Genomic DNA, 26,070 nt, shown 5'->3' on the forward strand with positions numbered 1-26,070 from the left:
CGCCGCCAGGGCCTGACCGAGCCCCGCCGCCAGGGCCTGAGCTGCCGCAACGGCTCCCCCACCGGTCGGGTGGATTCACCGGCGGCTGACGGGGCGCCCGGCGAGGGGGCGAGCGGTGGGGTGGAGGAGCTGTGGGGTGGCGGAGCGGTGGGGTGGAATGCGCTGATCCACGCCGTTTCGGCGCCCACGGCCGTTGCCGTCGCCGCTGGACGGGGAACGAGGTGCCGGGCGCCGGCGGCCAGTGCGGCGTCCGGGCCGACGACGGGCCCTGCGACGGAACGACCGCCGGTGGGGCGGGGCCCGGGCCCCGCCCCACCGGCAGGACGCGGGGCGTCACTCGCCCGCGAACTGCTCCCGCAGGTCCGCCAGGATCTCCGCGGCCTCCGACAGACCGGCCGCCTCGCAGCGCGCGATGCCGGCCGTCAGCCGGGCCACCGCCGCGTCGGTGCGGCCGAGGTCACTGCCCTCGATCAGCGCGGCCAGCCGGACGGCCTCCGCCCGTGGCGACTCGGCCTGCCCGCCACCCGCCTCGTACTCCGGGATGGCCCGCTCGACCTCGGCCAGCGCCTCCTCGTGCCGCCCGGCGACGGCCAGCGCGCGTGCCCGCTCGTAGTGCGAACCACCGCGCAGGTACCAGGAGTTGTACTCCATGCCGGCCCGTTCGGCGGCCTCGCCGAGCGCGTCCGCCTCGGCCAGCAGGGCGAGCGCGGCCGGCAGCCCCTCCGCGCCCTTCGCCCGCGTCGTCAGCCGCACCAACTCCCGGAGGGTGGCGGCCAGTTGGTCCACCTGGGGGGCCTTGCCGTGAGCCTCGCGGGCCCGGGCCAGTGCCGCGTCGGCGGCGTCCCAGCGCTCGGCCCGGGCGAGCGCCACGGTGGCCTCGCAGGCGACCATGGTGTGGGTCTCCTGCTCCTCCCAGCCGGCCACCTGGTCGGCCAGCCGCAGGTACTCCTCGGCGGCGTCCCGGTACTCCTCCAGCTCGGACAGGCCCCGGGCGAGGTCCAGCCGGGCCTGGGCGAGCATCCGGCCGTCCAGCCGGGCCGCCGACGCGTCCAGCAGCACCGACTCCAGCACGGCCACCGCGTCCGCCGCCCGGCCGGTGTCGCGCAGCACGTCGGCCAGCTGCAGGCGCACCTGGGCGGCCTCCTCGACCGCCTCGGCGCCCTTGCGGTCGTAGCGCGCGGCCGCCTCCGACAGCGCGCGGACCGCGCCGCCGAGGTCGCCCACCCGGAGGCAGGAGTGACCGAGCATCATGTACGTCGGCGCGAACGGGTAGGAGTCGTCGCCCCAGCGGACGGCCTCGGCCAGCGCCCGGTGGAACACCTCGACCGCCTGGCCGGGCTCGTCGCCCTGCAGCAGCACCTGGCCCAACAGGCCGAGCACCCGCGGGGTGTGCCAGGGCAGCTCGGCGGCGTCCAACTGAGCGAGCACCTCCCGCAGTTCGGTCTCCGCCTCGGCCAGCCGGCCCGCCCGGGCGGCGGCGTCCGCGGTGTACTGCCGGGAGGTGGCGGCCCGCCGCTCGGAGCCGAGCTCCACGGCCGCCCGCCGGTACGCCCCGACGGCCGCCTCGAAGCGCTCGGCCACCTCGGCAACGGGCTCGGGCAGCGTCTCGACCAGGTCGTGGTGGGCGGCGTAGGCGCGGGTCTGCAGCACGATCAGGTAGTCGTCGTCGGTCAGTTCGCCGTGGGCGCGCAGCTCCTCGGCCCGGACGAGCGCCGCGTCGAGCGCCGCCCAGTCGGGCCTCCGGGCGCCGCTGCCCTCCCCGTCACCATTGCCGCCTCCTTCGCCGTCACCCTTGACGTCGCCGTCGCCGTCGCTCTCGTCCAGGTCCGCGATCAGGGTCCGGGTGCGGCACATCAGCGCCGACCCGGCCAGCCCCGCCTCCTCGAACAGGTCGGCGGCCGCCAACAGTCCGGCCTTGCCCTCGGCGTACGCGTCGCGCTGGAGCGCCTCGTGGGCGCGCTGCTCGGCGAGTTCGGCGCGCAGTCGCTCGGGACCGCCCAGCTCGGCGCTCTCCGGATGGACGAAGTCCGCGGCCTCGACGCGCTCGGCGACCCGCTTCCACAGCCGGTCGGAGTCCGGGTGGCCGAGCACCTCCAGCTCGCGGGCGCGCAGCACCAGGGCGGTGAAGTCCTCCGGCTCCGGCTCGACCTCCCGGCGCGGCGCGGGGGCGACGGCCGGGGCGGCGGACAGCCCGGGCGCCGCGGCGGCCCGCACGCCCAGCGCCAGCGGCTCGGCGAGCAGCGGCTCGGCGGCCAGCCGGGCGCGCCGCCCGGCGCCGACCGCGTCGGTGCCGTTGCGGGCGTCGAAGCGGGCGGCCAGGGCGCCGGCCTCGGTGCGCACGTGGGCGAGCAGGGAGTCCACCGTCCAGGTGGTGCCGGCCGGCCCGCTGACCGCCAGGTCGCCGTGGCCGGTCCGGGCGAGCCGGCCGAGCAGCACCTCGACGCCGGTCAGGAAGTCCAGCAGGGCCGCCGGGTCCCCCGTGACGGCGAACAGGCCGCGGTTCTCGGCGAGCAGTTCCAGGCCGCGCGGCTCGTTGCCGGACAGCGCGCAGAACTCGATGTGCAGGCCGAGGGCGCTCAGCATCGAGGCCTTGCCGCGGGAGTTGCGGTAGCCGGCGAGGTGGCCGGAGACGGCCTCGTCCAGCCGGCCCTGGCGCAGCTGGGCGAGCAGCGCGGTGGCCTGGCTGAGGTGGGGCTCCTGCTCGCAGCCGCTGCGGCCGTCCAGCACCGGGGCGAGCACCTCCAGCGCCCGGGCGTCGTCCCCGGCGGCGATGAAGTGCCGGGCCCGGGCGCGGGTCTCGCAGGCGTGGCAGTCGCTCAGCTCGGAGCGCCGGCGCGCCGCCCACAGCTCGTAGGCGTCCTGCACCCCGATGCCGGTCTGCACGGCCAGGTGGTAGCGCTGGGCGTAGTAGGGCTGGAGGTCGTGGCCGGCCGCGCGGTAGCGGTCGCGCAGCTCGGTGTGCCAGCGCCGGATCGCCGTGAGCGGGACGTCCGGGGTGTCCTTGAGCGCGTCGGCGACCCACTTGAAGCGCCAGAGCACCTGGTGCCGGGCCCATTCGCCGAAGCCGTCCGGGTCGGTGTCCCAGAGCTTGAGGATGCGGGCGAAGACGACCGGGCTCTTGCTGCGCTCGCCGTCGTACTCGTAGGCCTCCATCAGTTCCAGCAGGGCCATCGAGCGGACCCCGGTGTCCTCGAACTGCTCGGCGGCATCGACGAGTTCCTCGGCGGTGACGGTCCTGGTGCGGCCGTACGGGCGGGCGTCGTTCTCGCGCAGCGCGGCCATCACCGCGTCGGGGGTGTCCAGCATCACGCCTCCTTCTCGCCGTCGGACTTCTCGCCACCGGACTTCTCCCCGCCGGGGGAACCCGCCGCGCCGGCCGCCTCATGGCCGAGCATCGCGTGGTCGAGCAGGCTGATGAACGAGCGGTTGAGCAGGGCGGACTCGCTGGCCTTGAGCGGACGGCGGGTCATCAGCACGGCCTGCCCGTACAGCGCCTCGACGGCGGTGACGGCCAGCTCGCGGCTGGTGACGGTGGCGGCGCGGCGCACCAGCGGATTGAGGTGGTTGAGCACCAGCTGGGCGCGGGGCGCCTCGGCGCGCAGCGAGCCGAGGATGTCGGCCCACAACCCGTCGGCCTCGTCGGCGAGTTCGGCGCGGGTGCGCTCGTGCCTGGCCTCCCGGTTGTCGAGCAGCAGGGCGGGCGCGTTGGTCGGGTGGAAGCTGCGCAGCGCGACGTCGCAGTCGAACCGGCCGACCACCTCGCGGGCGATCGCCAGGAAGGCGTTGGCGGCCAGTTCGGCGGCCGGGTCGACGGTGTCCAGGTGCGCGGTGACGGTGCCCGGGTCGAGGTCGGAGACGGAGACCCCGGGGCGGATCTCGGGCAGCCGGCGCACCAGGTCGTGGTCGTAGGTGTAGCCGCCGTTGACCACGCCGAGTCCGGCCGCGCCGGCGATCGGGGCGACCTGCCGGAACTCCTCGACCGTGCGGGTCACCAGCACCACCGGGTGGCTGCGGGTGAACTCGTCCAGGGTGACGTTGCCGTCAGTGGTCTCGAACGGCAGCCAGGGCAGCATCATCCGCAGCAACTCGTCGTCGTAGCGGGCGAGTTCCTTGACGGCCAGGTGGTGGACGGACAGGAAGCGGTGCAGCAGGGCGGGGTCGCTCGCGGACAGGCCGGTCAGCCAGTCGCGGATCCGGGCGCCGAGCGCGTCACGGACGGCGGCCAGCGTCTCGTCGGCGTACAGGCCCTCGCGCGACGCGGTGGGGCGCAGCCCGTCGGTGTCGACGACGCAGCGGACGAAGAACGCCCAGTCCGGCAGCAGTTCGTCGGCCTGGTCGGAGAGCAGCATGCCCTTGAGGTGCACCCGGTGGCCGTTGCGGCGCGAGGGCGGGGCGGCGTCCGGCAGGACGTACGCGACGCCGCGCAGGCCGACCAGCGGCAGGTCCAGCTCGATGGTGTCGAGCGGGGTGAAGTCGAAGGCCGCGCGGCAGTACTCGGTGAGGGCGTCGCGCCGGGCGATCGGCGAGGCGTGGCGCTCGGCCCACGGCGGGGTGCGGTTGATCCGGTGCTCGGTGCCGTTGCCGTCGATCACGGTGACGTCGTGGCGCAGCAGGCTGCCGAAGTCCCGGGCGAGGGTGACGACCCGGCCGGGGCGGGTCCACTCGGCGGCGTCGGCGCGCGGGGCCAGCGTGACGGTGGTGCCGGGCTCGGGCTTGGCCGAGGCGGGCAGGGTGCGGATGGTGTAGCTGCCGTCGGAGCTGCCGCGCCACTCGATCGCCGGGGCGTCGGGGGTGGCGGCGGAGCGGGTGACCACGGTGATCTCGTCGGCGACCACGAAGCAGGCGAGCAGGCCGATGCCGAACTGGCCGATGAAGTCGCCGCGGGCCCGGGCCAGCCCGGCGCCGTCGAGCCGGCCGTCGGCGTCGCGCTTGGAGCTGCGGCCGATGGTGGCGAGGAAGGTGTGGACGTCCTGCTCGGTCAGGCCGATGCCGGTGTCGGTGACGGACAGCTCGTCGTCGGCGCGGACGGTGATCCTGGCCGGCGCCCCGGGGTCGAGGGCGCGGCGGGCGGAGATCGCGTCCACGGCGTTCTGCAGCAGCTCGCGCAGGTAGACCCGCGGGCTGGAGTAGAGGTGGTGGGAGAGCAGGTCCACCAGGCCGCGCAGGTCCACCTGGAAGGTGTGCGCACTCGTCGGGTTGTCGGTAGGGGACACCGGAGGCTCTTTCGATCGCGGGGTGGATGACGGTGGTGACGGTGGATGACGTGGTCGACGGGTGACGGACGGTGCCGTGACGGGCGGGTGGCGCTGACGGGGTACGGCTCAGCGCCAGTACGACGTGCAGCGGTCCCGGTGGGCGCGGAAGGCCTTGACCGGATCGCGCGACAGGTAGTGCCACGGCGCCTTGGTCACGAAGCCGTCCAGCGCCTCGAACAGCAGGCGTGCCGTCTTGGGCTGGTCGGCGAGGGAGAAGGCCATCGCGAAGGCGTTGAAGCTCGTCTGCCAGCCGCGCACCGGCGTGAAGTCGGGGTGCAGGACGGACCGGAAGGCCGCCTCCTGCAGCTCGCCGACCACGGCGGGGCTGGTCAGGTACGCGCGGTCCTCGCCGTCCGGGAGGGCCAGCCAGTGCTCCAGGTGCGCGAGCGCCACCAGCTCGCCGAGCTGGCTGCCCTCGGGCGCGGCGAGCATCGCGGTGCGGGCGAACTCGTGCATCTCCTCGTGCGAGCCGCCCCACTTGGCGCTCAGCTGCTGCAGCCGGGCGCGGTGCGAGCCGACGTTCCCGGGCGCCCGGCGCACGGCGGCCTCGAAGCGGACGGTGGCGACGTCCGCGCCGAGCGAGGCCCCCATGGCGCTCGTCTGCAGGAAGCTCCAGGGGGCGTGCCAGGACGGCTCGCGCTCGGCGGCCTCCAGCAGCTGCTCCTCGGCGGTGTCCAGCCGCTCGTGGAACACCTTCCAGCGCTCCTCGGTGACGTCCTTGGCCCGGGCGCCCGTCCTGGCCTCCCAGGCCCAGACGACGTGCCGAGCGCCGGACAGCACCAGCAGCAGCGCGTCGTCCGGGGTGTCGGCCAGCGCGCGGGCCGTCCACTGCTCGACCCTGGGCACGTCGGATATCGCCCCGACCAGGAAGGACAGGTCGGCGCCGTCGGCGGCGGCCAGCACGGGGCGCAGCGCGGGCCAGTCCCCGGCGGCGGCCTGGCGGAGCGCCAGGCGGGCCGTCTCGTCCCCGTACGTCGGGTCGAGCCGCGGCTCGCCGCCACCGGCCGCCGCGGGCGATCCGGTGCCCCGGCGGCCGAAGCCGAACCCGCGCCGCCCGGCTCTGTCCTGCGCGCCCTCCCCACCGGAGCGGCGTCGGAACAGCGGCATGTCTGGCCCCCTCGAACGTCATCGGCATCTTTCGCATGGCCGCACTGTGACCACGAGATAGGTACATATCACGGCCGACTGACATCCGTTTGCCCAGCCCAGCGCCCTGCGCGTGCGGGGAGGGGGTCGCTCAGCCCGCGGCGAGCCCGGCGTCCGGTGTCCTCCCGGCCTGCGCCTGTTCGATCCGCTGCACCAGCATCACCGCGAACCGCCGGGTGGCGGCCACGTCCACCGGACCGCCCTCGCTGGTCACGCTGGCCACCACGGTGCCCGAGCGCACCACGATCCCGACGCCCTCGCCCTCGGCCAGCGGCCCCTGGAAGGCCTGGCTCTCGCTGCCCAGCGCCGGGGTGTCGACCTTCCTGAACGGCCCGGCGGCGTACGAGGCGTAGTTCTCCTTCAGCCGCTGCGCCGCCGCGTCCCGGCTGGGCAGGGTGTCCACCAGGAAGCGCACGACGACGTCCCCCGAGGAGTACCGGACCGACCCGCTCAGCGGCTTTCCGGCGCAGGAGGCGGCCGCGGCGCCGGTGCAGGTGACCTTGTGGTCGGCGGTGTCGACCCTGCGCTTCTCCTCCTCCCACCCGGGCATCGCCTTGCCGTCCGGCAGCACCTGTCCGACCACCTTGTCGTCCAGCAGCGGCGCCTCCAGGTCCCCGTGCGGCGCCTCGGCGGCCGGGGCGGGTGCGGGGGCCGACGCGGAGGCGGCCGCCGGGGGCGTCCCGGGGGCGTCGGCGGCGGCCGGGGCGGACCCGGGGGCGGCCACGGCCGAGGCCGCCGTGGGCGCCGCCGACAGCGCCGCCGCCGGACCGGACGCGGCCGAAGCCGCCGTCCCGCCAGGGCTGTTCGATCCCCCGGAGGAGCACCCGGCCAGCACACCCGTCAGCACCCCGGCCGCCGCCACCGCGGCGAGCACCCTCCGACCACCCATCCCCGTCGCCTCCCCAGTCCTGTCAGTGACTGCTCAAGATAGCCGCAGCCCCGCCGCCCCCGAACGCCGGTGGGCGGTGACCGATCGGTCACCGCCCCACCGCACTGCCGTGTCGTCCTGCCCTACCGGTGGATCAGACCGCCGGAGCCGGGAAGGTCGGGTACTCGACGCCCGAGATGTACTGCACGACCCGGACGACCTGGCACGAGTAGCCGAACTCGTTGTCGTACCACAGGTACAGGATCGCGTTGTCGCCCTCGACCTTGGTCGCGCCGGCGTCCACGATCGAGGCGTGGCGCGAGCCGATGAAGTCGCTGGAGACGGCGTCGGGCGAGTCGGTGAAGTCGATCTGGCGCTTCAGCGGCGAGGTCAGCGAGATCTCCCGCAGGTAGTCGAGGACCTCCTCGCGGTTGGTCTCGCGCTTCAGCTGCAGGTTCAGGATCGCGATGGACACGTCCGGCACCGGCACGCGGATCGAGCTGCCGGTGATCTTCGCCTTGAGGTCCGGCAGGGCCTTGGCGACGGCCGAGGCGGCACCGGTCTCGGTGATCACCATGTTCAGCGGCGCCGAGCGGCCACGACGGTCGGCCTTGTGGTAGTTGTCCAGCAGGTTCTGGTCGTTGGTGAACGAGTGGACGGTCTCCACGTGGCCGCGGACCACGCCGTACTCGTCCTCCATCGCCTTCAGCGGCGGGACGATGGCGTTGGTGGTGCAGGAGGCGCAGGAGATGATCTGCTCGTCCGGCTTGATCATGTCGTGGTTGACGCCGTGCACGATGTTCGGCACGTCGCCCTTGCCCGGGGCGGTCAGCACGACCTTGGCGATGCCGGGGCGCAGGTGCTTGGACAGGCCCTCGCGGTCACGCCACTTGCCGGTGTTGTCGATCAGGATCGCGTCCTTGATCCCGTACTCCGTGTAGTCGACCTCGCTCGGGTCGTTGGAGTAGATCACCGTGATCTCGTTGCCGTTGACGACGATCTTGTTGTTCGCCTCGTCGACGGTGATCGTGCCCTGGAACTGGCCGTGGATCGAGTCCCGGCGCAGCAGCGAGGCGCGCTTGACCAGGTCGTCGCCGCCGCCGTTGCGCACGACGATGGCCTTCAGCCGCAGACCGTTGCCGGACGCCTTCTCGATCAGCAGGCGGGCGACCAGGCGGCCGATCCGGCCGAACCCGTACAGCACGACGTCCTGCGCGGACCGGCGCTCCAGCTTGTTCTCGCCCGTGGCGCCGACGACGGCCTGGGCGGTGAACTCCGCCACCGACAGGCCCCGGTCGTCCGCCTTGTAGGTCGAGGCGAGCATCCCGAGGTCGATCTGCGAGGGGCCGAGGTCCAGGGCGGTCAGGGCCTCCAGGAACGGCATCGTCTCGGTGACCGAGAGCTCCTCGCCGGCTATCTGCCGGGCGAAGCGGTGCGTCTTGAGGATGCTGACCACCGACTTGTTCACCAGGGACCGGCTGTGGAGCAGGACGGTGACGTCCCGCTCCCGGTGCAGGCGCCCGATGATCGGGATCATCGACTCCGCGATCTCCTCGCGGTTCTTCCAGTCCGTGAACACGTCGTCGTTGACAGTCACAAGTCCATCTTTCGAGCTGAGGGTGTTGCCCACATGGTAGCTTCGCCCGCCCGCGCCCCGACCGCCGGTCCCCGCCCGGCCCTCTCCGCCCACGCCCCCGACCTGCGCTTTCGCCCCCCCGCCCCACCGCCGAAGGTGATCACCGCCACCCCGCAGGGGCTTCCGCCGGGCGGCCCGCCGCGAGTGATCACCGGGGCCAGTACAGTGAGGCGCACTGCCCGGCCGCGCGGACGGGCCGGGAGCGCGAGGGGGGCCGGGGTGGCGACGCTGGGCATGCACCGGGACTTCCTGATGGAGTTCGCGGCGCTGGAGAAGCCGGTGCAGCGGCGGGTCTTCGAGACCTTCGAGAAGTTCACCGAGGCCACCCACACCGGCGTGCACCTGGAGAAGCTCACCAACCAGCGGGACCCCCGGATCCGGACCATCCGGATCACCGACTTCTGGCGCGGGGTCGTCCTCAAGGCCGACCGGGGCGACGGCTACCTCCTGCTGAAGGTCCTTCCGCACGACAAGGCCAACGACTGGGCCGCCAAGCACCGGGCCTCGGTCAACGCCGCCACCCAGGGCGTCGAGATCCGCAACGACGTCGCGCTGGAACGGGCCTCCCGGTCACTGAGGGTGCTGGCCGCCGACGAACCCCGGAGGCTCTTCGCCGACCGCTCCGACAAGGTCCTGCGCAGCCTGGGCGTCGACGAGGAGATCCTGCCGATCATCCGGCTGCTCCCCGACGAGGCCCACCTGGAGGCGCTCCACCGCGTGCTGCCGGAGCAGCAGTTCGACGTCCTGATCGGCCTCGCGAGCGGGATGGAGCCGGCCGAGATCGACCGTGAGATCGTCCAGGCGTACGCCCGGGCGGCCGCCCCCACGAGCGACGAACAGCCCGCCGACGGTCTGGTCTCGGCCATGGCCCGCGCGCGCGGCCGGGTCGCCCTGGTGTCCGGGCCCGAGGAGCTGCTGGAGATCCTGGAACGCCCCTTCGACGCCTGGCGGATCTTCCTGCACCCGGCCCAGTACCGGGTCGCCTACCGGGAGTCGTACAACGGGCCGGCCCGGGTGACGGGTGGCCCCGGGACCGGGAAGACGGTGGTGGCCCTGCACCGGGCGTACCACCTGGCACGCCGGTTGCCGCAGGACGCACCTGACGGATCGATTCTGCTGACCACCTTCTCCGAGGACCTCGCCGCGGAGCTGGAGCGCTGCCTCGCACTGCTCGTCACGAACGAGCGGATCCTGGCGAAGGTCCGGGTGGTCACCGTCGACGCGCTGGCCGAGGAGGTCCTGCGGCGGTCCCCCCGCGGCGCCCCGACGAAGGTCCTCTTCCAGCAGCCCGCGGTCCTCGCCCGCTGGGGACGGGTCGTCCGTCGGCTCGGCGCCGAGTTCACCGACGTGTTCCTCGACCAGGAGTGGCGACAGGTCGTCCTGGCCCAGGCGATCGAGAGCCACGAGCAGTACCTGCGGGCACCGCGCTCCGGACGCGGCAAGGCCCTCGGGGCCACGGAGCGGACCCGGCTCTGGCGGGTGGTGGCCGCGTTCGAGGAGGAGCTGCGCCAGGCCGGGGAGTTGACGTACCTCCAGGTCTGCGCGCAGGCCGCGCGGGCCCTCGACGACCAGGACGCCCGCCCGTTCCGGCACGTGGTGATCGACGAGGCGCAGGACCTGCACCCCGTCCAGTGGCGGTTCCTGCGGGCGCTCGTGGCCGTCGGGCCGGACGACCTGTTCCTCGCCGGCGATCCGCACCAGCGGATCTACGGGAACAAGGTCTCGCTGCGCTCGCTCGGCATCCAGGTGGTCGGCCGTTCCTTCCGCCTGCGGATCAACTACCGGACCACGCAGGAGATCCTCAGCTGGTCCGCGTCCCTGCTCACCGGCGAACACCCGGACGACATGGACGGCGGGGAGGACTCGCTGGCCGGCTACCACTCGACCCTGCACGGCGCGCACCCCGAGGTGGTCGGCCACCCCGACCAGGCCGAGGAGATCCGGGCCCTGGTCGCGCGCGTCGAGGAGTGGACCGCCTCGGGCGTGAGCCCGGCGGACATCGGCGTCGCCGTGCGCACCGCCCGACTCGGCCGCGACATCGCCCGGGCCCTGGAGCGGAGCGGGACGCCGGCCCACCTGCTCGGCGACGTGCCCTCCCCCGGTGTCCGGGTCGGGACCATGCACCGGATGAAGGGGCTGGAGTTCCGCTGCGTCGCCGTGGCGGGTGTGAGCGACGGGATGCTGCCCATGCCCAGCGCGGTCACCCCGCAGGACACGGATCCGCTGCAGCACCGCGAGGACCTGGACAGCGAACTGAGCCTGCTCTTCGTGGCGTGCACGCGCGCACGGGAAGCCCTCTTCGTCTCCTGGCACGGGGCACCCAGCGACTTCCTCGAACCGGTCGTCCCGGCGCACTCGCCCGCCCGGTGACCCGCGCGGCCGTGGGACTGCGGGACCGCGGGGCTGCGGGACTGCGGGTGACGCTCGGTGAGGGGCCGAAGGCGGTCGATCCGCCCGGAAGTTGCCCCGGTCTCCGTGGGGTGGGGTAATGGGAGGCGGCCGGTGTTCGAGCGTTGACGAGCAGCCCCGGGAGCTTGGGATGAGCGGTGGGCCGGAACCGATCAGTGCCGAGGGTCTGCGTGCGGTGCGGGAGGAGTTGGCGCAGCTGCGGGCGGACCGGGGGAAGGTGGCGGCGACGCTGCGCGGGGTGGAGCCGACGGGGGACCGGGCGGACGCGGCGGACGAGTTGCAGCGGGCGTCGGAGGTGACCCGCCTGGACCGGCGGATCACCGAGCTGGAGACGCGTCTGCGGGAGGCCGAGGTGGCCGGGGAGCCGTCCACGCGCGTGGTCGGGGTGGGGTCGACGGTGACCGTGCGGTTCGGCGACGGCACGGAGGAGACCGTCGAGATCTCGGAGTTGGCGGAGGAACGGGACCTCACCCTGGTCACCTTCGACAGCCCGCTCGGGAAGGCGCTGCTGGGCCGCCACGCCGGGGAGACGGTGCACTACGAGACTCCGGCCGGCGCGGCCAGCGCGATGGTGCTGTCGGTGGGCGACACGGCGTAGCCCGGGCGGAATCGCGGAATTCCCGATCGCACTTCCGGGATATTCGTGGAAGGGCGTTCGGGAATTCACCGATAGGTGTCGCCTATCAGCTCACAGGAACTGCTTCTTTGACGCTCCGGAACGATGGACCACACACTGGACCTGCGGAAATCCAGGAATGGCCGGAAAGTCGGGAACGGGGCAGAACATCGCATGGGCGGTACCGATGGAATGCGTATCGATGGAATGTCCGTGCCGCACCCCACCAGCGCTTGGCTCCCGGCGGCCGCCGCCGTCGCCGTCGCCGCCTGGGGCGCCAATCAGTTCACCGCACTGGCCTCCGTGTACCGGGCGCGCACCGACTGGTCGGCGCTCTCGCTCGCCGCGATGTTCTCGGTCTACCTGCTCGGCCTGGTGCCCGGTCTGCTGCTGGGCGGACCGGCCGCCGACCGGTGCGGACGGCGGCGGACGGTGCGCGGTGCGCTGGGCCTGTCCGCCGCCGCCAGCGTGGTGCTGGCCCTGCCGGACGAGCCGTCGGTGTACGCCGCCCGGCTGGCCACCGGCTTCGCGGCCGGGCTGGTGTTCCTCGCCGGGACGGCCTGGCTGCGCGAGCTGTCCGGGCCCGGCGTCCCGGCCGAGCGGAGCGCCCGCCGGGCGATGTACGCCACCGGTACGGGCTTCGCGGCGGGTGCGCTGGCCTCCGGGGTGATCGCCGAGTGGCTGCCCGCCCCGACGGTGCTGCCCGCCCTCGCCCAGGCGCTGGGCTGCCTGCTGGTGCTGCGGGCCACCCGCGGGCTCCCGGAGACCGCCCGCGGCCGCGGCAACGGACTCGGCGCGGGACCCGGCAAGCGCGACCGCACCGGACCGGTGCACGGCACACCGCCGCCGCCCCGCACGGCCGCCGTCCGCCACCCACGGTTCCGCTACGTCGTCCTGCCCGCCAGCCCGGCCGTGCTCGGCGCCGCCACCGTGGCGTACGTGGTGCTGCCGCCGCTGGTTGCCGACCGGGTGCCCGGCTACGCGCCGCTGTTCAGCGGTCTGGTCGCGGCGCTGACCCTGGCCACGGGCGTGGTCGCCCAGCCCTTCGCCGCCCGGCTGGACGACGCGGACAGCGCCCGGGCCACCCTCACCGCGATGGCCACCGTGATCGCCGGACTGCTGCTCGGCGCGCTCGCCGCCGCCCGGGACTCGGTGGGCCTGGTGGTGGCCGCCGCCGTCGTCCTCGGCACCGGGTACGGGCTGACGCTCGGCGCGGGGCTGCACGAGGTGGAGCGGCTGACCCCGCCCGCCTCCGGGCCGACCTCCGCCTCGCTCTACCAGAGCACCACCTCCAGCGGATTCCTCACCCCGCTGCTGCTCGCCGGCACCGCCGGCCACGCCTCCTACCCGGCACTGCTCGCGGGCATGGCGGCCGTGGGCCTGCTCTGCCTGGCGGTCACCGCGACACACAGCCGCCGCCACCTGCCGGACCCGCCGGAGCCGCGCACCGCCGTCAGGAGGGAGGATTCATCCGTACAGACCTGACGGAGAGCACCGAGGAGCCGACGAGCATGGGCCGAGTGACCGTACCCCGCAGAGTGCTGCGCCTGCGCCAGGGCAAGCCCTCGTACCGTCCCGACACCCTGGCGGCCGAGGAGCCGATGGAGATCCGGGTCGGCGGGCGTCCGCTGACGGTGACCATGCGCACCCCCGGCAGCGACTTCGACCTGGCGGCCGGCTTCCTGGTCGGCGAGGGCGCGGTGCACGCCGCCGAGCAGGTGGCCGGCATCCGCTACTGCGCCGGCGCCACCGCCGACGGCGGCAACACCTACAACGTGGTGGACGTCCTGCTCGCCCCCGGCGTGCCCGCCCCCGACGCCTCGCTGGAGCGCAACTTCTACACCACCTCCTCCTGCGGCCTGTGCGGCAAGGCCAGCCTGGACGCGGTGCGCACCACCGCGCCGTGGAGCGTCGCCGAGGACGGGCTGCGGGTGACCCCCGCACTGCTCTCCGCGCTGCCCGACCGGCTGCGCGCCGCCCAGAAGGTCTTCGACAGCACCGGCGGCCTGCACGCGGCCGGGCTGTTCGACGCCGACGGGCGGCTGCTCTGCCTGCGCGAGGACGTGGGCCGGCACAACGCGGTGGACAAGGTGGTCGGCCACGCCCTGCGCGAGGGCCTGCTGCCGGCCCGCGGCACGGTGCTGATGGTCAGCGGCCGGGCCTCCTTCGAACTGGTGCAGAAGGCGGTGATGGCGGGCATCCCGTTGCTCGCAGCGGTCTCCGCGCCGTCCTCGCTGGCCGTGGACCTCGCCGAGGAGAGCGGGCTGACCCTGGTCGGCTTCCTGCGCGGCGACTCGATGAACGTCTACACCCGCACCGACCGCGTCGACACCGACGGCCCCACGACCGCCGCCACCCGCACCGACGGCCACGGCACCGCCGTCCCCGGGATCGAGTAGGCGATGCTGTTCCGCCAGCTCGAGTACCTCGTGGCGCTCTCCCGGGAGCGCCACTTCGCGCGCGCCGCCCAGGCCTGCCACGTCTCCCAGCCGGCCCTGTCCGAGGCGCTGCGCAAGCTGGAGGACGAGCTCGGGGTGCTGCTGGTGCGGCGCGGCCGTGCCTACGAGGGCCTGACCCCCGAGGGCGAGCGGATCGTGCTGCGGGCGCAGCGCATCCTGGCCGACCGGGACGCCCTGCGGGACGAGGTGGACGCGCTGCGCACCGGTCTGAGCGGACGGCTGCGGATCGGCTCGGTGCCGACCGCCTCGGGCGCCGTGTCGCTGCTCACCGGGCCGTTCTGCACCGCCCACCCGCTGGCCGCCGTGGAGCTGTCCACCGATCTGCGCTCCGAGGAACTCCTGTGCCTGGTACGGAACTTCGAGATCGACGCGGGCGTCACCTACCTGCCCGGGCCGGGCCACGAGGACCTGCGCGCACTCCCGCTGTACGAGGAGCGGTACGTCCTGCTGACCGGCGCGGCCGACGAGCCGGCCCAGCACCCGCGGGTGACGTGGGCGCAGGCCGCCCGGCTGCCGCTGTGCCTGCTGCACCCGGGCCTGCAGGGCCGCCGGGTGCTGGACGAGGTGTTCACCGGCCTCGGGCTGGAGCCGACGCCGCGGGTCGAGACCGATTCGGTGGCCTCGCTCTTCGCCCACGTCCGCACCGGGCACTGGGCGAGCGTGGTGCCGTACGCGTGGCTGCACGTGTTCGGCGTGCCGCGCGGGATGCGGGCCGTCCCGCTCGCGGAGCCGGCGCACAGCGCGCCGATCGGGCTGGTGATCGCCGCCCGGGAGCCCGGCTCGGTGATGGCCCGCGCGCTGCTGGAGGTCGCCCGGCGCACGGAGGTGGCCGCCGTGCTCGGCAGCCTGCCGACGGCGTGACCGCTCGACGCGCGGGACCGGACCGCCGGACCGGGGTCGTGATGCGGATGAACCACGAGAACGGCGGCTTCGACTGCCCCGGCTGCGCGGCCGGGTACAGGCCGGAGCTGAACGTGCTGTGCGCGATCGGCGACTACAGCACCCAGAGCGACCAGCCGATCATGAAGCGCCTGAAGGTGACCGTGACGAGGGCGACCCGAAGGTAAAGATTTAACCAAGTGCGCAAGTATCGCCGCCGAGCAGGGCTAAGCTCGGACGAGTTGGGGTGAACCGGCGGTCGCGTTCCGCGGGCCGGTGAACTCCTTGCCGCGTCGATGACACGCACCACGGGGTGCGCCGGCCGGGAGGAGGCGAGAGACATGGATTGCAGTAGTCCGGGCCACAGTTGCCCCTACCCCCGCTTGCCCTCGTACACCTCCGGCATGCGGTAACACCTTTCCCTGCACAACGCTCTGACGAACAGTCAGCCACGACGACACGTCGTTTCCACACGCGGTTCCGCCGTGCCCGCACGCCTGCGTACGGGCCGCGCCACCGCGGGTCGATGCGCCGTGCCCGCCTGCAGGGAGCGCTGCCGCCTGCCTCCGACCCGCCCCGCCTGCCCGGGGCCCAGGGAGGAAACCTCATGACCACCCACGCCACTCTCAACTCCACGGTCCCCGAGCCGCGTTCGGCCGTCCTCGACGACGCGCACGTCGGCGACATCAAGGGTGCGCTCGGCACCATCAGGCTCGACGACGACACCCCGCGCCACGGCCTGTCGGCGCGGCTGAAGACCCTGCTCGCGATCGTCGGCCCCGGCCTGATCGTGATGGTCGGCGACAACGACGCAGGCGCCTTCTCCACCTACGGCCAGGCCGGGCAGAACTACGGCACCAAGCTGCTGTGGACGCTGCTGATGCTCGTCCCGGTGCTCTACGTCAACCAGGAGATGGTGCTGCGTCTGGGCGCCGTCACCGGCGTCGGCCACGCCCGGCTGATCCTGGAGCGCTTCGGCAAGTTCTGGGGCGCTTTCAGCGTCATCGACCTGTTCCTGCTGAACGCCCTGACACTGGTCACCGAGTTCATCGGGGTGACGCTCGCGGCCGGGTACCTGGGCCTGCCGAAGGTCGCCTCGGTGGTGCTGGCGGCCGGGATCATCATCGCCTCGGCCTTCACCGGCTCCTTCCAGCGCTTCGAGCGGGTCGCCGTCACCCTGTGCATAGGCTCGCTGCTGCTGGTCCCGATCTACTTCATGATCCACCCCAGGACCTCGCAGCTGGCCCACGACTTCGTCGTGCCCAGCATGCCCGGCGGCGCCGGCGAACTCGCCGCCGTGATGCTGGTCATCGTCTCCATCGTCGGCACCACCGTCGCCCCGTGGCAGCTGTTCTTCCAGCAGTCCTACGTCATCGACAAGCGGATCACCCCCCGCTTCATGAAGTACGAGAAGGCCGACCTCTGGATCGGCATCGTGATCGTCATCGTCGGCGCCGCCGCCATGATGGGCCTCACCGCCGCGGCCTTCACGGGCACCGACGGCTTCGGCCGGTTCTCCGACGCGGCCGCCGTCGCCAGGGGCATCGAGGACAAGGCCGGACACCTGGCCGGCGTGCTGTTCGCCGTCGCGCTGCTGGACGCCTCGATCATCGGCGCCTTCGCGGTCTCCCTGTCCACCGCGTACGCGATCGGCGACGTCTTCGGCATCAGGCACTCGCTGCACCGCGGGGTGAAGGGCGCCAAGGGCTTCTACGGGATCTACGCGGGCCTGGTCGTCGCGGCGGCGGCGATCACGCTGCTCTCCACCGACTACACCCAGGGCCTGATGACCCAGTTCGTCCAGGTGCTGGCCGGGGTGCTGCTGCCGTCCGCGACCGTCTTCCTGCTGTTGCTCTGCAACGACCGGGCCGTGCTCGGCCCCTGGGTGAACGGCCCCAGGACCAACGCCTTCACTTCGGCGGTGGTCGGCGTCCTGGTGATGCTCTCGCTGATCCTCACCGCCGCTGTGGTCTGGCCGGACATCAGCTCCGGGGCCATCCTGTGGATCATGGCGGGCTGCGGCGTCGCCGGGGTGCTCGTCGCCGGGTACTCCTTCACCGCCGGGCGCCGCGGCACCAAGGAGGACCCCGTCGACCGCACCGGCCGGGAGAACTGGCGGATGCCCCCGCTGGAGACCCTCGACAAGCCGGTGATGTCCACCGCCCGCAAGGTCGGCATGGGCGCGCTGCGCGCCTACCTGCTGCTCGCGATGGCGATGGTCGTCGTCAAGATCGTCCAGACCGCACTCGACCACTGAGCCGCGGGCCGGGCCGGCGGACCGCCGCCCCCGCCGCCCCCGTCCGCCCCGACGTCCACCCCGCTCGCCCCGACCCCGAAGGAGTCCGACCACCATGGCCCTGCGCTACCCCAGGCTCGACGCCCTCTTCTCGGACCACCCCGCACCCGCCCCGAACCGGCGCCCGGCCCCGCGCCCCTTCCCCGCGCCCGGCCTGGTGGTGGACACCGAGCAGCGCACCGTCACCGTCGAGGGCCGCCAGGTCACCATGCCGTACCTGGAGTTCGAACTGCTCGCCCACCTGGTCGGCAACCCGCTGCGGGTGCACTCCCGGCGCCAGCTGATGGAGAACGTCTGGGGCCGCACCGACACCGGCGACTCCCGCACCGTCGCCACCCACATCGCCCGGATCCGGCGCAAGCTCGGGCCCGGGCACCGGGAGGCGATCGCCACCGTCCGGCAGATCGGCTACAAGTACGACCCCCGGCTGGCCCGGACGGCCTGACCGCCCGACCACTTGACCGCCTGACCGCCTGACCGCCTGACCGTCCCGCAGAGGACACGACACCCGTCGAAGGAGGGCCCCGCGATGACCCGAACCGTCCTGTTCCCCCGGACCGGCAGAGGCACCGCGCTGTGCGGCGTCCTGCTCCTGATCACCATCGAGGGCCTCGCCGTCGGCCTCGCGCCCCACCCGCCGCGACTGTTCCTGTCCGGCGCGCTCGTCGGCGCCTCGGTCGCCGGGCTGCTGCTCGCCCTGCTGCTGGCCGGCAGCGGGCGGCGGCAGTCGTCGGGCAGGCCCTAGCCGGACGGGCCCCGGGGCGGTACGCCATGCGGTACGACATGCGGGACGGGTTTGCATACGGACGTACCGAGGGAGCAGACTGCCCGGGTTTGCGCCGGAGGTACCGCCATGACCCTGCTGAAGCCCGCCCCGGGCCGTTCCCGGGGCCCGCTGCCGGGCGGCCGCTCCCGGAGCCCGCTGCCCGGCGGCCGGTCCGCGGGCCTGTCGCCCGTCCGGACGGCGGGCCTCCTCGGCGGGCGGGTGTGGGTGGACCTGGTCGTCGCGGCCGCCGTCCTGGTGCTGCTCTACCTGGTGCTGCGGCTCGGCCAGGGCGGCTCCGTCCGGTTCTCCGCCGTCCGGGACGCGGCCGTCGACACCGACCCGGCCCGGCTGCCGTACGACGCGGTGCGCTCGCTGCTGCGGATGTTCGCCGCGCTCGCCGTCTCGGTCGTCTTCACCTTCTGCTACGCCTACGCCGCCGCCCGCAGCCGCCGGCTGGAGCGGGTGCTGATCCCGGCGCTGGACATCCTCCAGTCGGTGCCGGTGCTCGCCTTCCTGAGCGTCGCGGTCGCCGGCTTCCTCGCGCTCTTCCCCGGCTCGGTGCTCGGCCTCGAGTGCGCCGCCGTGTTCGCCATCTTCACCTCCCAGGCCTGGAACATGACCTTCGCCTTCTACCAGGCGCTGGTGTCGATGCCGCGCGAACTCGACGAGCTGTCCCGCTCGTTCGGGTTCAGCCGGTGGACGCGGTTCTGGAAGGTCGAGCTGCCCTCGGGGATGATCGGCCTGGTCTGGAACGGCATGCTCGGCTTCGGGGGCGGCTGGTTCTTCCTGGTCGCCTCCGAGGCGATCACCGTGGACGGCCGGCGGTACGCGCTGCCCGGGGTCGGCTCGTACGCGGGCGCGGCCATCGCCGCCGGGGACCTCGGCCGGGTCGGCTGGGCGATCGCCACCATGGTGGTGCTGGTGATCGGCGTCAACTTCCTGTTCTGGCGGCCACTCACCGCCTGGGCCGAGCGCTTCAAGAACGAGCAGTCCGAGGCCACCGAGGTGCAGCGCTCGGTTGTACTGGACCTGCTGCGCCGCTCCCGGCTGCCCGCCGCGCTCGGCGGGGCGCTGCGCCCGGCCGGACGGGTGCTGAACCGGGTCGGGCGGGTCTTCGGCACCGCCGCCCGCCCGCCGGCGGCCCGCCCCGGCCGACGGCGGGCCGGGGACGTGGCCTTCGCCCTGGTCGCGGGCGGCATCGTGCTGTGGGGCGTCCTCGACCTGGGCCGCTACCTCGCCGACCGCACCGGCCTCGGCGTCTTCGGCGAGCCGCTGCTGCTGGGCGTGGCCACCCTCGCCCGGGTGCTCGTGCTGGTCGCGGTGGCCACCGTGGTCTGGGTGCCGATCGGTGTGAAGATCGGCTTCTCGCCCCGGCTGACCAGGATCGCCCAGCCCGTCGTCCAGGTGCTGGCCGGCTTCCCGGCCAACTTCCTCTTCCCCCTGGTGGTCTGGCTGCTGCTGCGCACCGGAGTGTCGATCGACCTCGGCGGCATCCTGCTGATGGCCCTCGGCTCCCAGTGGTACATCCTGTTCAACGCCATCGCCGGTGCCATGGCCGTGCCCACCGACCTGCGCGAGGCGATGGACGACCTCGGCGTGCGCGGCTGGCAGCGCTGGCGGCGGCTGATCATCCCGGCGGTCTTCCCGGCGTACGTCACCGGCGGCATCACCGCCTCGGGCGGCGCCTGGAACGCGTCCATCGTCGCCGAGGTGGTCACCTTCGGCTCCACCACGCTGACCGCGACCGGCCTCGGCGCGTACATCGCCCGGGCCGCCGAGCACGGTGACCACCCGCGCCTGCTCGCCGGGGTCGCGGTGATGAGCCTGTACGTCGTCGTCCTCAACCGTCTGCTCTGGCGCCGGCTGTACCGGCTGGCCGAGCGCCGCTACTCGCTGTAGTCCGGAGTCCGCCGATGCGCTTCCCGTTCCGCCTCCGCGCCACCACCGCCGTTCCCACCGCTCCCGTTCCCGTTCCTGGCCCCGCTCCCGTTCCCGAGGGGGACGAGGAGGTGCTGCTGGAGGCCGTCGGCCTGACCAAGGCCTACGCCGGGGCGGCCGGCGAACTGCCGGTGCTCTCCGGCATCGACCTCACCGTGCGGGCCGGCGAGATCGTCGCCGTGCTCGGGCGCTCGGGCTCCGGCAAGTCCACCCTGCTGCGCTGCCTGGCCGGGCTGATCCCGCCCAGCTCCGGCACCGTCCGCTACCGCGGCACCCCGCTCACCGGTGCCAACCCCGGCACCGCGCTGGTCTTCCAGACCTTCGCGCTGCTGCCCTGGCTGACCGTCCGGCAGAACGTCGAGCTCGGCCTGGAGGCCCGCGGGGTGCCGCCCCGGGAGCGTGCCCGGGCCGCCGCCCAGGCCATCGACCTGATCGGGCTGACCGGCTTCGCGTCCGCCTACCCCAAGGAGCTCTCCGGCGGGATGCGCCAGCGGGTCGGCTTCGCCCGGGCGCTGGTCGTCGAACCGGACGTGCTGATGATGGACGAGCCGTTCTCCGCCCTCGACGTGCTCACCGCCGAGAACCTGCGCGGCGAGCTGATGGAGCTGTGGGACTCCGGCCAGTTCCCCACCCGGGCCGTCGTCCTGGTCACCCACAACATCGAGGAGGCGGTGCTGATGGCCGACCGCGTCGTGGTCCTCGGCGCCCGCCCGTACGGGACCATCAGGGAAACCGTCGAGGTCGCCCTGGAGCGGCCGCGGGACCGCGAATCGGCGGCCTTCGACGAACTGGTGGACCGGGTGTACCGGATCATGACCGGCCGGCCCATGGACACCCGACCGGCCGGCCGCACCGGCCACGACCCCGACCCCGATCGGCGCACCGTCGCCAGCACCCCGCTACCCCCGGCGAGCGTCGACGGCCTCTCCGGTCTCGCCGAGACGGTCGCCCACCGCGGCGGGAGCTGCGACCTGGCCGGGCTCGCCGACGAACTCGGCCTGGACATCGACGACCTGCTCCCCCAGGTCGACGCGCTCGACCTGCTCGGGCTCGCCGAGGTCCACGGCGACGACCTGCTGCTCACCGAGACCGGCGCCGCCTACGCCGGGGCCGACGCCCAGGACTCCCGCGCGGTGTTCGCCGCCGCGGCCCTGGAGGTCCCGCTGGTCAAGCTGATCGCCAACAGCCTCGGCGGCCGGCCCGGCGCCACCGTCCGCACCGGCTTCCTGCGCGACCTGCTCGGCCGCCACTACACCGTCGAGCAGACCGACCGGCAACTGGAGACCGCCACCGACTGGGGCCGCTACGCGGGGCTCTTCGCGTACGACGCCGACCGGCAGGAGTACCGGCTGCAGTAGCGGCTCCCGGACCGGGGGGCGTACGGACCGGCGGCCGGCGGTAGCGGCGAACCCAGGCGCACCCGTCGTGCCGACACGTCGACCGGACGGAACCACAGCGATGTCGGACAACAGGCGCTCCTTCCTCGGAACCGCCGCCGCGACCGAGTGGCCGGACCGGACCGCCGATTATCCGGTCGCCGGGCGGCGGCGCACCGCGCGGGCCGCGCGGGCGAAGGGCTGCGGGGCGGTCGCACCGGCCGGAGCGGCTCCGTCGTCGCCGCCGTCGCGACGGTCGGGCAGGTCCTGGGCGATCAGCGCGGCCTCGGTGAGCAGCCCGCGCACCTCGGTGGCCCGGTAGAAGATCCGCGTGCCCTCCCGCCGGGCCACCACCAGTCCGGCCGCCCGCAGCTTCGCCAGGTGCTGCGAGGTCGCCGCCACGTGCGCCCCCAACAGCTCGGCCAGCTCGCTCACCGGCAGCTCCCGGCCGCTCAGCGCCCACAGCAGCCGGTAGCGCGACGGGTCCGCCACCGCCTTCAGCACCGCCACCGCCCGCTCCGCCGCCTCGGCGTCCCAGGCCTCATCCCGCGCACCACCCATACAGGGATCGTACCGAGGTGCGCCCGCGCGCCCGGGGCCGGGAAGATCCGACGGCGGCCCCGGGGCGTGCGCCGGGCGTTCGCGCCGGGCTTTCGCGCCGGAGTCAGCGCGCCGGGTACGCCTCCGGCTCCAGGGTCGAGCTGGTCCGGAGCACGTCGGTGACGCTCAATTCGTAGAACGAGTACCACTTGTCCCGCCCCTGCTGCTGGGCGTTCCGGTGCTCCAGGTCGGCGCGCCACTGCGCCAGCGTCTCCGGGTTGCGCCACCACACCAGGGTCAGGCGTTCGCCGTCCTCGGCCTCGTAGCTCTTGACCCGGACGAGGTCGTCGCCGTAGACCGCCCGCGCCTTCTCGGCGAGGTGGTCGTCCGTCATCCGGTAGTCGCCGTCGACCTGCTCCGAGAAGCGCGACCTGAACACGACCAGAATCATCTCTGTCTCCCATCAGTTCCGGCTGATGACATCTGACGACACAGCAGTTCCCCCGGTTCACGCGGTTCACCCGGTCCCCGGTGGTTCCGTTCCCGCCCCGGCCCCCGCGAAGGGCCTGCGGAACGTTCCGGAAGTCCGTTCCAGGCGGGCACGAAACCGCAGGTCAGAGGGCGTGGAACCGTTCCGGTGTCCCGGCCTGGCCGGGAAGCCTGGCGGACCGGGCGGACGGCGGACCAGAGTTCTGCCCAGCGGCCGGTGCCGATGGCCCGCCGCCCCGTCCACTCCTTCATCCGCGGCTCCGTCCGCGATCCGTTACGGGGGAACCTCCATGTCCGCTCGCCGTGCCGTGTCCGCCCGCCGTGCCCTGTTCGTCCCGGCCGCCCTCGCGCTGGGCGCCGCCCTCACCCTGACCGCCTGTGGGCCCGACGGCGGCGGCGACGCGGCGAAGCCCGCCCGGTCCGCCTCGGCCGCCTCGCCCGGCACCGCCGCCCCCGCTCCCGGGGCCCCGGCTCCGGCGGCCCCCGCCGCCCAGCCGACGGCCGCTGCTCCCGCCCCGGCGGCTCCCGCCGGAGCCGGCACGGCCCGCCCCAAGACCCCCGTGGTCCCCGCCACGGGCGGCGCGGCCGCGGCCGGTGGCGATGAGGCCTACGCCTACACCCACTCCTGCAAGGCCGACAAGCTGACGGTCAGGGTGACCACCAGGACCGGGTCGCCCGACCAGCGGGTGATCGAGGTGCACAACCAGGGCGGCACCTACTGCGGTCTGAGCTACTACCCGCTCGTCAACCTCGGGAGCTCGAAGGCCCCCGACCACGGCGGCGACCTCACTCCGCTGGTTCCGGGCGGGCTGGGCGGCCCGCCGGCCCACGCGCTGGCCCCCGGCAAGAGCACCTACGCGGTGGTGGACCTCAACCCCGGCAGCGGCAGCGTGGCCGACGTGGACCAGCTGAACGTCCTGGCCGACGACCAGATGCCCAACTCCGACACCCGGACCTTCCCGCTCGGCGCCGGCGCGAAGGTCGGCAAGCAGCCCAAGGTCGGCCTGTACCGGGACAACGTCGCCGACGCGGCCTCCTCCACCGAGACGGCCGGCCGGAGCTGACCTGCTGCGTCGCGCTCCCCCCGCTCCCGGTACGGTGACCGGTACGGTGATCCGCGGATCGACGGCATCCCGGGCCGGCCCGGGGTGGGGGGAAGGGCAGCGAATGAGTGTGGAGACCGAGGAGTTCGCGGCGATGCTGCGCGAACTCAAGGAGCGTTCGGGCCGCAGCTACGGGGCCCTGGCCACTCGGCTGCACGTCAGCACCTCCACCCTGCACCGCTACTGCAACGGCGCCGCCGTACCGACCGAGTACGCGCCGGTGGAACGGCTGGCCCGGGTCTGCGGGGCCGGCGCCGAGGAACTGGTCGAGTTGCACCGCCGCTGGATCCTGGCCGACGCGGCCCGCCGCCGGGAGTCCTCCGCCGCGGGCACCCCGGCCGGCACCGGACCGGCGCCCGCACCGCGGCCGGAGGCCCAGTCGGAACCCGAACCTGATCCGACGCCCGGCCAGGAACCCGGCCAGGGGCCGGAGCCTCGGCCGGCCGCCGGGCCCGACCGGCCGTCAGCCGCCCTACCTGAGGAGGGAACGGAGGTGACGAGCGCGACCCCCTCGGCCCCGCCCGCCGGGCCGCGCCGCCGCACCCGCACCCGCACCCGGGTGCTGCTGAGCGCGACCGCCGTCGCCGTGCTGGCCGCCGTGGTCTCCGGCCTCGTCCTGCGCGAAGCCGGCGGCACCCCGCGCACCTCCGCCCCCTCGGCTGCCGCACCGCCCGTCGCCGCCGGTGCGGCGGCCGGCACCGCGCCCACCGACGCCCCGGCTCCGCCCGCCCCCTCGGACCCCGCCGCCGCGGACACCCCGTCCGCGACCGCCTCGGCGATCCCCGAGGAGCTCCCCCCGCCGTTCCACGTCAGTGTCCTCAACAACAACTGGGGCAGCCTCTGCAGCCAGTGGTTCCTCTCCGCCCGTTCCCCCGCCCAGGTGACCCCGCCCCCGTCGTCCTCCGGCCGGATCGACAGCTGGGCGGCCTCCCAGCGCATGGTGCCCGCCGGACACCTGCGCATCGAGCTGACCGCCCTGGGCGCCGACTCGGACACCGTCGTGCTGAACGCCATGTACGTGCAGGTGGTCAGCACCCGGCCCGCACCGAAGTGGAACGCCTACACGCCCGGGTCCGGCTGCGGCGGCGGGCTCGAACCGGCGGCCTTCGCGGTGGACCTCGACGCGGCCACGCCGCGCGCCGTCCCCGTCCCGGGCAAGGAGGGCGAACGGAAGACCGCCACGACGGACTTCCCGTACCGGATCTCGGCCAACGACCCGCAGGTGATCGACGTGGACGCCTCCACCCGGTCCCAGGACGTCAGCTGGTTCCTCGAACTGGTGTGGACCGGCAAGGACGGCCGCAGCGGCACCATGCGGGTGGGCCTCGGCGACCAGCAGCCGTTCCGGACCGTGGGCAGGCACGGCGCGCCGACCTACTTCCACAACGGCACCGCCTGGGCCCCGGACCACGACGAGGGCTGAGCCCGACCGCCGGCCGGGGGCGGAAGGTGCCCGCCCTCCGGACACGTCATCCGCCCTCTGGTCCATGTCAACGGTGTTGGCATAACCTCGGTGGATGACCGACCGCGTAGTGCCCGAACCGCAGCGACGCCGGCGCCGCCCCACCAAGCAGGGCGTGGTGCTGTCCGCCGAACTGATCGTCGACACGGCGATCCGGCTGATCGGCGGACACGGCGCCGAGGCGCTCACGGTGCGGCGGCTCGGCGCGGCCCTCGGCGCCGACCCCAGCGCGGTCTACCGCTACTTCCACAGCACCGACGACCTGCTGCTCGCCATCGCCGACGAACTGATCGGCCGTGCCCAGCGCGGCTGGCGACCCACCGGCGACTGGCGCGCCGACCTGCGCGCCATCGGTCTGCGCATCCACGCCAGCTACCAGGCCCACCCGCAGGCCGCCATCCTCGCCGCCCACCGCACCACCGGCCGCACCCACGAGATCGCCGCCGTCGAGGCGATCCTCGGCGTCCTGCGCACGGCGGGCTTCCCCGACCCCGAGGCCGTCCGGATCTACCACGCCTTCGTCGACCAGAGCCTCGGCTTCGCCGCCCTGGACGCCGCCACGCTCGCCCTCCCGGCCGCCGCCCAGAACGCCGACCTCCACGTCTGGCAGGGCTCCTACGCCCGGCTCGACGCCGCCGACCACCCGCACATCGCGGCCACCGCCCACCTGCTCACCACCGACATGCGCCGCAGCGGGTACCCGTACGCCCTGGACCTGCTGCTGGAGGCCGCCGAGGCCCGGCTGCGGGCGGCGGGCGACTGAGGACGAGGGCGCGCGGGAACGCGGCCGGCCGTCGGTGGTGAGCCCGGGGGCTCACCACCGACGGCCGTT

The 26,070-nt window shown here is 74.1% G+C and carries 21 protein-coding genes; 14 read left to right on the forward strand and 7 right to left on the reverse strand.

Features of this window, described 5'->3' with window-relative positions; translation table 11 throughout:
• Positions 1 to 333: 333 nt before the first annotated feature.
• From ACWDBB_RS07420 to ACWDBB_RS07440, 5 genes are all read right to left on the reverse strand, one after another.
• The gene (locus tag ACWDBB_RS07420) at positions 334 to 3,306 is read right to left on the reverse strand and encodes a hypothetical protein (RefSeq protein WP_449788647.1); all 2,973 of its coding nucleotides are present in this window, start codon (positions 3,304 to 3,306) and stop codon (positions 334 to 336) included.
• Positions 3,306 to 5,213, reverse strand: a complete 1,908-nt coding sequence (locus tag ACWDBB_RS07425; protein ID WP_449788648.1) for an HSP90 family protein — start codon at positions 5,211 to 5,213, stop codon at positions 3,306 to 3,308. The genes ACWDBB_RS07420 and ACWDBB_RS07425 overlap by 1 nt, the downstream gene beginning before the upstream one ends.
• A 108-nt stretch (positions 5,214 to 5,321) precedes the next feature.
• Positions 5,322 to 6,362 carry a hypothetical protein gene (locus ACWDBB_RS07430; RefSeq protein WP_449788649.1) on the reverse strand — a complete coding sequence of 347 codons (1,041 nt, stop codon included), beginning with the start codon at positions 6,360 to 6,362 and terminating at the stop codon, positions 5,322 to 5,324.
• Between the two features lie 130 nt (positions 6,363 to 6,492).
• A complete protein-coding gene (locus ACWDBB_RS07435; RefSeq protein WP_449788650.1) occupies positions 6,493 to 7,290 on the reverse strand; it encodes a hypothetical protein in 798 nt (265 codons plus the stop codon).
• A gap of 133 nt (positions 7,291 to 7,423) precedes the next feature.
• Complete coding sequence (locus tag ACWDBB_RS07440; RefSeq protein WP_449788651.1) at positions 7,424 to 8,866, reverse strand: glyceraldehyde-3-phosphate dehydrogenase; 1,443 nt, start codon at positions 8,864 to 8,866, stop codon at positions 7,424 to 7,426.
• Positions 8,867 to 9,124: 258 nt separating this feature from the next.
• On the opposite strand from ACWDBB_RS07440, the gene ACWDBB_RS07445 reads away from it, so the two are divergent.
• The 11 genes from ACWDBB_RS07445 (at position 9,125) to ACWDBB_RS07495 (ending at position 21,626) form a co-directional block, all read left to right on the forward strand.
• Entirely contained in the window at positions 9,125 to 11,275 is a 2,151-nt protein-coding gene (locus tag ACWDBB_RS07445) for a UvrD-helicase domain-containing protein (protein ID WP_449788652.1), read from the forward strand.
• Between the two features lie 169 nt (positions 11,276 to 11,444).
• Positions 11,445 to 11,912, forward strand: a complete 468-nt coding sequence (locus tag ACWDBB_RS07450; protein WP_449788653.1) for a GreA/GreB family elongation factor — start codon at positions 11,445 to 11,447, stop codon at positions 11,910 to 11,912.
• A 225-nt stretch (positions 11,913 to 12,137) separates the two neighbouring features.
• Positions 12,138 to 13,415, forward strand: a complete 1,278-nt coding sequence (locus ACWDBB_RS07455; RefSeq protein ID WP_449788705.1) for an MFS transporter — start codon at positions 12,138 to 12,140, stop codon at positions 13,413 to 13,415.
• Positions 13,416 to 13,441: 26 nt separating this feature from the next.
• Complete coding sequence (gene fdhD, locus ACWDBB_RS07460; protein ID WP_449788654.1) at positions 13,442 to 14,329, forward strand: formate dehydrogenase accessory sulfurtransferase FdhD; 888 nt, start codon at positions 13,442 to 13,444, stop codon at positions 14,327 to 14,329.
• Positions 14,330 to 14,332: 3 nt separating this feature from the next.
• Complete coding sequence (locus ACWDBB_RS07465) at positions 14,333 to 15,250, forward strand: LysR family transcriptional regulator (protein ID WP_449788655.1); 918 nt, start codon at positions 14,333 to 14,335, stop codon at positions 15,248 to 15,250.
• Positions 15,247 to 15,456: a hypothetical protein gene (locus tag ACWDBB_RS07470; RefSeq protein WP_449788707.1), complete on the forward strand. Its 210-nt coding sequence runs from the start codon at positions 15,247 to 15,249 to the stop codon at positions 15,454 to 15,456. The genes ACWDBB_RS07465 and ACWDBB_RS07470 overlap by 4 nt, the downstream gene beginning before the upstream one ends.
• A gap of 419 nt (positions 15,457 to 15,875) precedes the next feature.
• Complete coding sequence (locus ACWDBB_RS07475) at positions 15,876 to 17,525, forward strand: NRAMP family divalent metal transporter (RefSeq protein WP_449788656.1); 1,650 nt, start codon at positions 15,876 to 15,878, stop codon at positions 17,523 to 17,525.
• A gap of 94 nt (positions 17,526 to 17,619) precedes the next feature.
• Positions 17,620 to 18,009, forward strand: a complete 390-nt coding sequence (locus ACWDBB_RS07480; protein WP_402400731.1) for a winged helix-turn-helix domain-containing protein — start codon at positions 17,620 to 17,622, stop codon at positions 18,007 to 18,009.
• An 84-nt stretch (positions 18,010 to 18,093) separates the two neighbouring features.
• Positions 18,094 to 18,309, forward strand: coding sequence for a hypothetical protein (locus tag ACWDBB_RS07485; protein ID WP_449788657.1), 216 nt, complete (start codon positions 18,094 to 18,096; stop codon positions 18,307 to 18,309).
• 108 nt (positions 18,310 to 18,417) lie between these two features.
• Positions 18,418 to 20,229: an ABC transporter permease gene (locus tag ACWDBB_RS07490; RefSeq protein WP_449788658.1), complete on the forward strand. Its 1,812-nt coding sequence runs from the start codon at positions 18,418 to 18,420 to the stop codon at positions 20,227 to 20,229.
• Between the two features lie 14 nt (positions 20,230 to 20,243).
• The gene (locus tag ACWDBB_RS07495) at positions 20,244 to 21,626 is read left to right on the forward strand and encodes an ABC transporter ATP-binding protein (RefSeq protein ID WP_449788659.1); all 1,383 of its coding nucleotides are present in this window, start codon (positions 20,244 to 20,246) and stop codon (positions 21,624 to 21,626) included.
• A gap of 168 nt (positions 21,627 to 21,794) precedes the next feature.
• Here the strand turns inward: ACWDBB_RS07495 and ACWDBB_RS07500 are convergent, their stop codons facing one another.
• A complete protein-coding gene (locus ACWDBB_RS07500; RefSeq protein ID WP_392919885.1) occupies positions 21,795 to 22,205 on the reverse strand; it encodes an ArsR/SmtB family transcription factor in 411 nt (136 codons plus the stop codon).
• Positions 22,206 to 22,308: 103 nt separating this feature from the next.
• Positions 22,309 to 22,623 (reverse strand): antibiotic biosynthesis monooxygenase family protein, encoded by a 315-nt coding sequence (locus ACWDBB_RS07505; protein WP_449788660.1) that lies wholly within the window; start codon positions 22,621 to 22,623, stop codon positions 22,309 to 22,311.
• A gap of 340 nt (positions 22,624 to 22,963) precedes the next feature.
• Between ACWDBB_RS07505 and ACWDBB_RS07510 the strand changes: the two genes are divergently transcribed.
• The 3 genes from ACWDBB_RS07510 to ACWDBB_RS07520 all read left to right on the forward strand — a co-directional run bounded on the left by ACWDBB_RS07510 (position 22,964) and on the right by ACWDBB_RS07520 (position 26,001).
• Positions 22,964 to 23,737: a DUF4232 domain-containing protein gene (locus ACWDBB_RS07510; protein WP_449788661.1), complete on the forward strand. Its 774-nt coding sequence runs from the start codon at positions 22,964 to 22,966 to the stop codon at positions 23,735 to 23,737.
• Between the two features lie 103 nt (positions 23,738 to 23,840).
• Positions 23,841 to 25,199: a helix-turn-helix domain-containing protein gene (locus ACWDBB_RS07515; protein WP_449788662.1), complete on the forward strand. Its 1,359-nt coding sequence runs from the start codon at positions 23,841 to 23,843 to the stop codon at positions 25,197 to 25,199.
• A gap of 94 nt (positions 25,200 to 25,293) precedes the next feature.
• Complete coding sequence (locus tag ACWDBB_RS07520; RefSeq protein WP_449788663.1) at positions 25,294 to 26,001, forward strand: TetR/AcrR family transcriptional regulator; 708 nt, start codon at positions 25,294 to 25,296, stop codon at positions 25,999 to 26,001.
• The last annotated feature ends 69 nt before the right edge of the window (positions 26,002 to 26,070 follow it).

Source organism: Kitasatospora sp. NPDC001095 (assembly GCF_053598615.1).

Excerpts from the sequence above, each read along its gene's own strand:
- ACWDBB_RS07455 (WP_449788705.1), top strand. The coding sequence starts at position 12,138 with ATGTCCGTGCCGCACCCCACCAGCGCTTGGCTCCCGGCGGCCGCCGCC.
- ACWDBB_RS07480 (WP_402400731.1), top strand. The coding sequence starts at position 17,620 with ATGGCCCTGCGCTACCCCAGGCTCGACGCCCTCTTCTCGGACCACCCC.
- ACWDBB_RS07430 (WP_449788649.1), bottom strand. The coding sequence starts at position 6,362 with ATGCCGCTGTTCCGACGCCGCTCCGGTGGGGAGGGCGCGCAGGACAGA.
- ACWDBB_RS07450 (WP_449788653.1), top strand. The coding sequence starts at position 11,445 with ATGAGCGGTGGGCCGGAACCGATCAGTGCCGAGGGTCTGCGTGCGGTG.
- ACWDBB_RS07435 (WP_449788650.1), bottom strand. The coding sequence starts at position 7,290 with ATGGGTGGTCGGAGGGTGCTCGCCGCGGTGGCGGCGGCCGGGGTGCTG.
- ACWDBB_RS07475 (WP_449788656.1), top strand. The coding sequence starts at position 15,876 with ATGACCACCCACGCCACTCTCAACTCCACGGTCCCCGAGCCGCGTTCG.
- ACWDBB_RS07515 (WP_449788662.1), top strand. The coding sequence starts at position 23,841 with ATGAGTGTGGAGACCGAGGAGTTCGCGGCGATGCTGCGCGAACTCAAG.
- ACWDBB_RS07510 (WP_449788661.1), top strand. The coding sequence starts at position 22,964 with ATGTCCGCTCGCCGTGCCGTGTCCGCCCGCCGTGCCCTGTTCGTCCCG.
- ACWDBB_RS07495 (WP_449788659.1), top strand. The coding sequence starts at position 20,244 with ATGCGCTTCCCGTTCCGCCTCCGCGCCACCACCGCCGTTCCCACCGCT.
- ACWDBB_RS07520 (WP_449788663.1), top strand. The coding sequence starts at position 25,294 with ATGACCGACCGCGTAGTGCCCGAACCGCAGCGACGCCGGCGCCGCCCC.
- ACWDBB_RS07420 (WP_449788647.1), bottom strand. The coding sequence starts at position 3,306 with ATGCTGGACACCCCCGACGCGGTGATGGCCGCGCTGCGCGAGAACGAC.
- fdhD (WP_449788654.1), top strand. The coding sequence starts at position 13,442 with ATGGGCCGAGTGACCGTACCCCGCAGAGTGCTGCGCCTGCGCCAGGGC.
- ACWDBB_RS07465 (WP_449788655.1), top strand. The coding sequence starts at position 14,333 with ATGCTGTTCCGCCAGCTCGAGTACCTCGTGGCGCTCTCCCGGGAGCGC.
- ACWDBB_RS07500 (WP_392919885.1), bottom strand. The coding sequence starts at position 22,205 with ATGGGTGGTGCGCGGGATGAGGCCTGGGACGCCGAGGCGGCGGAGCGG.
- ACWDBB_RS07485 (WP_449788657.1), top strand. The coding sequence starts at position 18,094 with ATGACCCGAACCGTCCTGTTCCCCCGGACCGGCAGAGGCACCGCGCTG.
- ACWDBB_RS07490 (WP_449788658.1), top strand. The coding sequence starts at position 18,418 with ATGACCCTGCTGAAGCCCGCCCCGGGCCGTTCCCGGGGCCCGCTGCCG.